This is a genomic window from Pseudooceanicola batsensis HTCC2597 (assembly GCF_000152725.1).
Classification (GTDB): domain Bacteria; phylum Pseudomonadota; class Alphaproteobacteria; order Rhodobacterales; family Rhodobacteraceae; genus Pseudooceanicola; species Pseudooceanicola batsensis.
The window spans coordinates 778,585-786,509 of sequence record NZ_CH724131.1 but is presented as its reverse complement, the minus strand read 5'-3'; the positions used below and the strand labels follow the sequence as shown (position 1 = coordinate 786,509).

At 68.2% G+C, this 7,925-nt stretch carries 7 protein-coding genes; 3 read left to right on the top strand and 4 right to left on the bottom strand.

Translation table 11 applies throughout. The features are described 5' to 3' along the window. Window positions 1-238: 238 nt before the first annotated feature. A complete protein-coding gene (locus tag OB2597_RS07945; RefSeq protein WP_009805025.1) occupies window positions 239-508 on the top strand; it encodes a DksA/TraR family C4-type zinc finger protein in 270 nt (89 codons plus the stop codon). Window positions 509-577: 69 nt separating this feature from the next. Here the strand turns inward: OB2597_RS07945 and OB2597_RS07940 are convergent, their stop codons facing one another. After that, the gene (locus OB2597_RS07940; protein WP_009805024.1) at window positions 578-1,162 is read right to left on the bottom strand and encodes a nucleotidyltransferase family protein; all 585 of its coding nucleotides are present in this window, start codon (window positions 1,160-1,162) and stop codon (window positions 578-580) included. 9 nt (window positions 1,163-1,171) lie between these two features. After that, window positions 1,172-3,580 carry a GcvT family protein gene (locus tag OB2597_RS07935; protein ID WP_009805023.1) on the bottom strand — a complete coding sequence of 803 codons (2,409 nt, stop codon included), beginning with the start codon at window positions 3,578-3,580 and terminating at the stop codon, window positions 1,172-1,174. 161 nt (window positions 3,581-3,741) lie between these two features. On the opposite strand from OB2597_RS07935, the gene OB2597_RS07930 reads away from it, so the two are divergent. Further along, window positions 3,742-4,935 carry a DUF2254 domain-containing protein gene (locus OB2597_RS07930; protein ID WP_161601034.1) on the top strand — a complete coding sequence of 398 codons (1,194 nt, stop codon included), beginning with the start codon at window positions 3,742-3,744 and terminating at the stop codon, window positions 4,933-4,935. Here OB2597_RS07930 and OB2597_RS07925 read toward each other — a convergent pair. After that, a complete protein-coding gene (locus OB2597_RS07925) occupies window positions 4,932-6,149 on the bottom strand; it encodes a bifunctional alpha/beta hydrolase/OsmC family protein (protein WP_009805021.1) in 1,218 nt (405 codons plus the stop codon). The two genes, OB2597_RS07930 and OB2597_RS07925, sit on opposite strands and share 4 nt — an antisense overlap. Before the next feature lie 134 nt (window positions 6,150-6,283). Between OB2597_RS07925 and OB2597_RS07920 the strand changes: the two genes are divergently transcribed. Continuing rightward, window positions 6,284-7,036, top strand: a complete 753-nt coding sequence (locus OB2597_RS07920; RefSeq protein ID WP_009805020.1) for a heme-dependent oxidative N-demethylase family protein — start codon at window positions 6,284-6,286, stop codon at window positions 7,034-7,036. Here the strand turns inward: OB2597_RS07920 and OB2597_RS07915 are convergent. After that, complete coding sequence (locus tag OB2597_RS07915) at window positions 7,018-7,767, bottom strand: hypothetical protein (protein WP_148234695.1); 750 nt, start codon at window positions 7,765-7,767, stop codon at window positions 7,018-7,020. The two genes, OB2597_RS07920 and OB2597_RS07915, sit on opposite strands and share 19 nt — an antisense overlap. Between the last annotated feature and the right edge of the window lie 158 nt (window positions 7,768-7,925).

Genomic DNA, 7,925 nt, shown 5'->3' with positions numbered 1-7,925 from the left:
AGGTCACTGCACCCCGCACGGCATCCCATGCCCCGAAATTGTTTCAGGCGGGCGTTCATTTTGCCCGGCAACATTTGAACCTGGGGGTTCGTGATGAACTTGTTTCTCGGCGTCTTCCGCTGGAGCATCCTGACATCCGCCGCGCTTGCCTGCGTGGCCGCGAGCGGGATCGGCATGGCCGGGTTTTGACGAGGCCGCCGCCCCGGGCTATCTTGAACCCCTCTGAAGGGGGTGGCCGATGGCCGGTGGCTGGGCGCGCGACGGCGCGGTAAGCGAACAGATCGAAGCCTCGATCAAGGACGAGCTGGACCGCATGCGGAGCCGATCCGTCCCGACAGGCGCGAGCCTGACCCATTGTGCCGAGTGCGAAGAGGAAATCCCCGAGGCGCGTCGGGCGGCCATCCCGGGGGTCAAGCTCTGCATCGACTGCCAGCAGGAGCGCGACGGCCGCGGCGTGACGCGGGGCGGGATCAACCGGCGCGGGTCCAAGGACAGCCAGCTGAAGTGACCCGTTGCGCGGGGGTGCGCCGCTGGCGCGGCGCTGCCTCCGGCGGGGATATTTTCCGGACCAAAGAAGTCAGGGGCGGGCGCGCCAGGCGGCCCAGTCCTCGGGCGTGTCGAGATCGGTGGTGGCGTTCCGGGCAGGCAGGCGCACCGGGACCACCGTCTCGGGACGCAGGAGGGTGCGGGGGCCGGTGTCGCCGGTGAGCCCTTTCAGCGCGGGCAGCAGGCGGGCTGGCAGGACCACCGGGTGGCCGGGGGTGCCGTCGGCGGCGGTGGCGCGGTGGATGCGGTCGGGGGCGCTGCGCCAGCGGGCGGCGACGGTGGCGAGGTCGTCGGCGGTGAGGTCGGGCATGTCGGCGGGCAGGATGAGAAGGCCGGGGATCTCGGCGGGCAGGGCCGCTGCGGCGGCGCGGAACGAGGCGCTCATGCCTGTGGCGGCGTCGGGAACGGAGAGAAGGCGCAGCGGCTGCCCCTCGAGCGCGCGGGCGCGCGGATGGGCGAGGTCGGGCAGGGTGACGACCACATGGGGCGTGACTGCCCGCGCCCGGCGGGCCATCGTCGCGACAAGGGGCGCGCCCTCGACCGGTTCCATGAGCTTGTCGCGGCCGCGCATCCGCGCGGAGGCGCCGGCGGCCAGCAGAAGAATGGCGAGTTCCATGGCCGGAGCCTAGCCGCGCATGCGGGCCCCGTCAGCATCGAAGAGCGGTGCATCGATCCGGTGCGCCCGGCGGCGCACGCCCAGCACCTCGATCTCGGCTTCGAGGCCGGGGGCGATCAGGGGCGTGGGCACGAAGGCATGGGCCATGGACCTGCCGAGATGGTGGGAATAGCCGCCCGAGGTGCAGAATCCCGCGACCTCGCCGTTGATCCAGAGCGGTTCGTCGCCCATCACATCGGCATCCTCGGCCTCGATGTCGAACATGCAGAGCCGGCGGGCCGGGCCTTGGGCGCGGGCCTTCTCCGCCGCGGCGCGGCCTATGAACTCGGTGGGTTTCTTCCAGGCGATGAAACGCTCCAGGCCCGTTTCGGCGGGTGTATAGTCGGGCGAATACTCCCGCAGCCAGGCGCCGAAATGCCGGTCGAGGCGCAGCGACATCATCGCCCGCATGCCGAAGGGTCTCATGCCGAAGGACTGGCCGGCGGACCAGAGCAGGTCCCAGAGGGTGCGCTGTTCCATCGGGTCGCAGTAGATCTCATACCCGAGATCGCCGGTGTAGCTGACGCGCTGGACGAGGCCGTCGATCATGCCGAGCGTCAGGGGGCGGACATCGAGGAACCTCATCTCCGAGACATCCGCTCGGGTGCAGGCCTGCAGGACCTCTCTCGCCCGCGGACCGGCGATCTGGAACCCGGTTAGTCTGTCCGAGATATTAGTCACTTGCACGCCGGGCTTCATGTTGTTCATGAACCATCTGAAATGGTAGGCCTGGGCGCCGTAGGAGGCGGTGAGGCGGAAGTTCTCCTCGCCGAGGCAGGCTATGGTGAAATCGCCGATGATGCGGCCCGAGGGCGAGAGCATCGGGCTCAGGCCGATCCGGCCGGGCGGCGGCACGCGGCCGGCCATGACGTGGTCGAGCCAGTCCCGGGCGCCGGGGCCGGTAACGCTGTATTTGCCGAAGTTGTGGATCTCGTTGATGCCGACCGCCTCGCGCACGGCGCGGCATTCCCGGCCCGTCGCCCCGAAGGCGTTGGAGCGGCGGAAGGAGGGGGTTTCGTGGCGCGGCTCGTCGCCTTCGGCGAAGTAGTTGACGACCTCGAGACCGTATTGATGGCCCCAGACCGCCCCCATGCCGTCGAAGACATCCCACATCGGGGTGCGGCGCAGGGGACGCGCGGCCGGTTTCTCTTCGTTCGGGTAGGCGACGGAAAAGCGGGTCATGTAGTTCTCGACCACCTTGGGCCGGGTGTAGCCCTTGCCGATCCAGTTGCCGTAGCGGGCGACGTCGAAGGCCGCGCTGTCGCGCTCGCATTCGCCGGTGGTCATCCATTGCGCCAGCATCAGCCCGACGCCGCCGCCCTGGCTGAAACCCGCCATCACGCCGCAGGCGGACCAGTAGTTGCGCAGGCCGGGCACGGGCCCGACCAGGGGATTGCCGTCGGGGGCGAAGGTGAAGGGGCCGTGGATCACGCGCTTGACCCCGGCGGTGGCGAGGACGGGGAAGCGACGATAGGAGAATTCGATGGAGTCGCCGATCTTGTCCAGATCGTCGGGCAGGAGTTCGGCTCCGAAGTCCCAGGGCGTGCCGTCGATGGCCCAGGCGCGCGGCTTCTTCTCGTAGTAGCCGATGCAGAGACCACGCCCCTCCTGCCGGAGATAGGATTCGCCGGCCGGATCCATGACATGGGGGTGCTCGGTATCGCGCTCGTAGATCTCGGGGATGTCGTCGGTGACGAGGTAGTGATGCTCCATCGGGTGGAGCGGCACGTAATGGCCCGCCATGGCCGCGACCTCGCGCGCCCAGAGGCCGCCGGCATTGACGACATGTTCGGCATGGATGGTGCCCTTGTCGGTCACCACGTCCCAGGTGCCGTCGGGGCGCGGGTTGGTCTCGCGCACCATGCAATGCGTCTCGATGGTGGCGCCGCCGATGCGGGCGGCGCGGGCATAGGCATGGGTGGTCCCCGAGGGGTCGAGATGTCCGTCGAGCGGGTCGTAGAGAGCGCCGATGATGCCTTCGGTGTTGGTGATGGGCGCGATCTGCCGGATCTCCTCGGGCGTGACGATATGCGTGTCGAGCCCCATGTGCCGGTGCTTCGCCCGTTCCGCCAGCAGCTGGTCGAACCGGTCGCGGCTGTCGGCCAGGGTGATGCCGCCGGAATGGTGGAGGCCGCAGGACAGGCCGGTGATCTCCTCCAGCTCCTTGTAGAGCCGGATCGTGTAGCCCTGCAGCGCCGCCATGTTCGTGTCGCCGTTGATCGTGTGGAAGCCGCCCGCCGCGTGCCAGGTGGAACCGGCCGTCAGTTCGGCCCGTTCCAGAAGCATCACATCGGACCAGCCGAGCTTCGTCAGGTGGTAGAGGACGGAACAGCCGACGACGCCGCCTCCGATCACGACGACACGGGTTGTGGTTTTCATGGCGACCTCCGTCTGTCTGGGCCGATCCTCGGGGCGCCGCCGCCACGCGGCAAGTATGTTCACGACACGACATGTCGTTTCCAGACCGGGCGGGCGGTCTCGGCTCTTGCGGAAATCGGGGGGCGGCCTACCGTTGCCGCGTCATATCGGGGACGTTTCCAATGCTGCCAGCCCTCTTGCGCCGTATGCACGAATTCTCGCGCCGCCTGATCGTGCGGATCCTGCTGATCGCGCTGTTTTCGGTGATCGCCATCGTCGCGGCAAAGCTGCTGGGGGGTCTCATTCCCTTCGGTCTGGGGGACAGGATCGGCGCGGATGCGGTCGATCATATCCTGTCGATCATCGCGAACTCGATGCTGACGGTGACCACGTTCTCGCTGACGGTGATGGTGGCCTCGCATCGCTCGGTCTCGTCGCTGTGGACGCCGCGGGCCCATCAGATCCTGCTCGAGGATACCACCACGCATACCGTCCTCGCGACGTTTGTGGGGGCCTACCTGTATGCGGTCATTACAATCATCCTGCGCGAAACCGAGGTCTTCAAGGGCGAGGAACTGGTGGTGCTGTTCTTCGTGACCCTGCTGATCGTGGCGCTGATCGTGCTGGCCATCATCCGCTGGATTTCACACCTCGAACTGCTGGGCAGCCTGATCGAGACGGCCAGCCGGACCGAGGAGAGGGCGCGCAACGCCTATGCGCTGCGCTGCGACTACCCCTCGCTGGGGGGGAAACCCTTCAATTCCGCGGCCATAGAGGACCTGACGCCGGTGATTGCCGACCGCACCGGCTATGTCCAGCAGATCTACCAGGATCTTCTGCAGGACGCGGCCGAGAAGGCCGATGGCGAAATCCATCTCGCCGTTCAGGTCGGGGGGTTCGTGCATCGGGGCGAGGTGCTGGGTTGGGTGCGAGGAGACTGTGCCGAGGGGCTGACGCGGAACGTCTCGATCGGGTCCTTGCGCAACTATGTGCAGGATCCGGGGTTCTCGATCCTGAACCTGACCGAGATCGCGCAGCGGGCCCTGTCGCCCGGCATCAACGATCCCGGCACCGCGGTGGACATGACACGGCGGATCGCCCGGGTCCTGCTGGGACACGAAGTCGCCAAGGGCCCGAGGGAAATTCTGCACGACCGGCTCTACGTTCCCGACCTGAACAGGGTGGACCTGATGCGCGAAAGCCTGGGGGCCATCGCGCGGGCGGGCACCGGGCATCCCGAGGTCGTGGTGGCGCTGAACGGATCGCTGGACGTCCTGTCGAAGCACCCGGATCGCCAGATCGTCGAAGGCGCGCGGATCCTGCGCGACGCCCTGGGCCGGGCCGAGACGCGGGATCCGCTTGATCTTTCGGGCTAATCCCCGACCAGCGTCGTGACGATCTGCGACGAGCGTTCCAGCGTGCGGTGCACCGGGCAGCGGTCCGCGATCTCGAGCAGGCGGGCGCGCTGATCCGCTTTCAGCGGCCCCTCGAGCCGAATGGCGCGGGTGAACCGGTCGGCCCGTTCGTCGCTGCCGGGCGCGGCGTCCTGCGCATGCACCTTGTCATGGCTCACATCGACCGAGACGTGTTCGAGAGGCCAGCCCTTGCGCCGCGCGTACATCCGGATGGTCATCGAGGTGCAGGCGCCGAGCCCCGCCGCCAGAAGCCCGTAGGGCGAGGGGCCGCGATTGGTGCCGCCATAGGCCTCGGGTTCGTCCGCGACGAGCTGGTGGCGTTCACCGACGGCGATGTCCTGCAGGAACCCGCCGGGATCGGCCTCGGAGACGCGGGTGATGCCCTCGGGGGCGCCGGGGGGCGGCGGTGCGGGCTTGAGATCGAGGTACCGGGCGGCCCAGGACGAGATGACGTCGGCGGCATATTCCGCGTCATCGGCCCGGCTGAGCAGGTGGTCGGCATCGTCGAGGGTGACAAAGCTCTTGGGGTGCAGGGCCGCCTCGAAGATGCGCGCGGCATTGTCGATGCCGACCACCTCGTCGCGCGGGGCATGCAGGATCAGCAGAGCCTTGCGGCTGTCACGGATCGCGGCGTCGATCTTCTGGCCGGCCACGTCCTCGACAAAGTCGCGACCGATCGGAACGGTGCGTTCGCCAAGCTTCACCATCGCCTGACCTTCGCTCTTTATCCTGCTGATTTCCGGCTTGAAATGCTGCGTCACGTGCCCCGGATCATGCGGCGCGCCGATGGTCACGACGGCGCGGGCAGCGGCGATATCGGGGGCGGCGGCGAGCATCGCGGCCCCGCCCAGGGAGTGGCCGATCAGCATGTCCGGGGCCATGTCCTGGCCCGCCATCCAGCGGGCCGCACGACGCAGATCCTCGACATTGCTGGTGAAGGTGGTGTTGGCGAACTCACCCTCGGAATGGCCCAGCCCGGTGAAGTCGAACCGCAGCACCGCGATGCCGCCGATGGAAAGTTGCTGGGCGATTCGGCGGGCGGCGGCGATGTCCTTGCCGCAGGTGAAGCAATGGGCAAAGAGGGCGTGGGCCTGGACGCTGCCGTCCGGCAGATCGAGGCGGGCCGCCAGCTGGTGGCCGTCATGGCCTTCGAATGTGATCTTGCGGCTTGGCATCGGTCCGTCCTCGTCGTTTCCTCCTGTTGTGTCGCGGCCCGCCTGTCCCGCGCAAGCCCGCACCGCCGATCTGACGCGAAGGTGAGGGGTGCGGCGCTCTGGTCTCGGCGCCGGGTTCCGGGTTAGCTGGCGGGATGAGCCCGATCCTGCACGACCGCATTCCCTATGACACGTCGGCCAGACGCCTGCCCGGTGTGTCGCCGCTGGACCCGGCGGACTGGATCCTGCGGGACGAGGTCTTTGCGGCGCAGATGGCGCTGCGGGACCGCTTGATCCTGACCCGCCGGAACGCGGTGCTGGCGATGACCGGCGCGGCGGAAGAGGCGGCGCAGGAACTGCTGGACGTCGTGCTGGCGCATGTCCGGGCGGATCCCGGCTATCGGTGCGGCGACGCCCGGATCCGGCGTCCCGACGGCGTCGAGGTCACGATCGACCGGACGGACCCGATGGGAACCGCGGGGCGGCTGGTTCAGGATGATCTCTGCGTGATGCAGAAGCCCGAGGGCGGGGCCGAACACGTTCTGACGGCGGCGGTCCTGTGTTTTCCCGCCGGCTGGACCCTGTCCGAGAAGATCGGCCGCCCCCTGAACCGCATTCATCGCCCGGTTCCGGAGTATGACGGGGACATCGCGAAACGGGTTCAGCGCCTCTTCGACGGTGTGCAAGCGGGCCGCCCCCTGTGGCGGTTCAACGCGCTCCGGTATGTCGATCCGTCGCTGTTCCAGCCCCGTCATGAAGGCGAGCAGAAGTACGGGGCCGAGAAGGACCAGGCCTATCTGCGCTCCGAACGCCAGACGATCCTGCGGCTGCCGCACAGCGCGGCGGTGGTCTTCGGCATCCACACGTTCGTTGTGCCGCTCGCCTCTGCTCAGAACATCGACAGGTAGGCCATCGCCGGAGAGCCGAGCCCGGAGAGAACGGCCGTCAGCGCGAAGGCATGGGTGGAGAGCCGCACATCGGCGCCGCGCATCGCGTTGTAGGCCGCCAGCGGAATGCCGAGCGCGGGGTTCATGATCCCGACCGAGGCCGTGGCCACCCAGCCGGCGGCGCGCGCGGCCGAGGTCGCGGTCGCCTCTGCGGCGGGATCCCCCGCCTCGTCCATCCGGAAGACGGCGCTCAGCGCCGCATCGCTGTCGCGCAGGCCGAGCGTTGCCCTTTCGGGAAGGGTGCGGATCAGCGCCTTGGTGGTCATCGGCTCGGACCGCGCCCAGCCCGGGCGGACGCGCCGCGGCATGACGCGCGGCATCTCGTCGGGACCGCGTTGACGCATCGGAGTGAAGGCGGCCTGGAACCGCGCGGCGCCGATCTCCAGCCCCGCCGGCTCCCAGTCGACGCAGACGCCGCCCAGGCGCTCGATGAACAGCGACAGGATCTCGGCCAGGATGGCAGTCTCGGCCTGGGGATGTGCGATCTCGCCCTCGCGCAGCGTCTCGACCTCGACCCGGAGGCGCAGCGTTTCCGAAGCGCACGCGCCGTCTTCGATACGCACCCGCAGGGAGATCGGGCCGGTGTAGATGCGGACCCAGTCGAAATGCATGTCGTCCGCGGCCACGGGGCTCAGGTCGAAGGCCGCCAGCGCCTCGAGGGCAAGGTCGCGCAGCGGGGCGATCTCGATCATGCAGTCGTCTTGGAAAACAAGGCTTGAGCGGGTCGCATCCTGCGGTGTCTCGGCTGTCATATTTTTCTTCCCTCTTGTTTTGTGTGATCTCAGCCTGAGACCGAATTGGGGAAGAAATGGGTCGAAGTGCCGGGAAAAATCCGCCCATTCGGAAAAGT

Bases quoted from the DNA above. Each gene is read 5' to 3' on its own strand.
- OB2597_RS07945 (WP_009805025.1), top strand. From the start codon at position 239: ATGGCCGGTGGCTGGGCGCGCGACGGCGCGGTAAGCGAACAGATCGAA.
- OB2597_RS07940 (WP_009805024.1), bottom strand. From the start codon at position 1,162: ATGGAACTCGCCATTCTTCTGCTGGCCGCCGGCGCCTCCGCGCGGATG.
- OB2597_RS07935 (WP_009805023.1), bottom strand. From the start codon at position 3,580: ATGAAAACCACAACCCGTGTCGTCGTGATCGGAGGCGGCGTCGTCGGC.
- OB2597_RS07930 (WP_161601034.1), top strand. From the start codon at position 3,742: ATGCTGCCAGCCCTCTTGCGCCGTATGCACGAATTCTCGCGCCGCCTG.
- OB2597_RS07925 (WP_009805021.1), bottom strand. From the start codon at position 6,149: ATGCCAAGCCGCAAGATCACATTCGAAGGCCATGACGGCCACCAGCTG.
- OB2597_RS07920 (WP_009805020.1), top strand. From the start codon at position 6,284: ATGAGCCCGATCCTGCACGACCGCATTCCCTATGACACGTCGGCCAGA.
- OB2597_RS07915 (WP_148234695.1), bottom strand. From the start codon at position 7,767: ATGATCGAGATCGCCCCGCTGCGCGACCTTGCCCTCGAGGCGCTGGCG.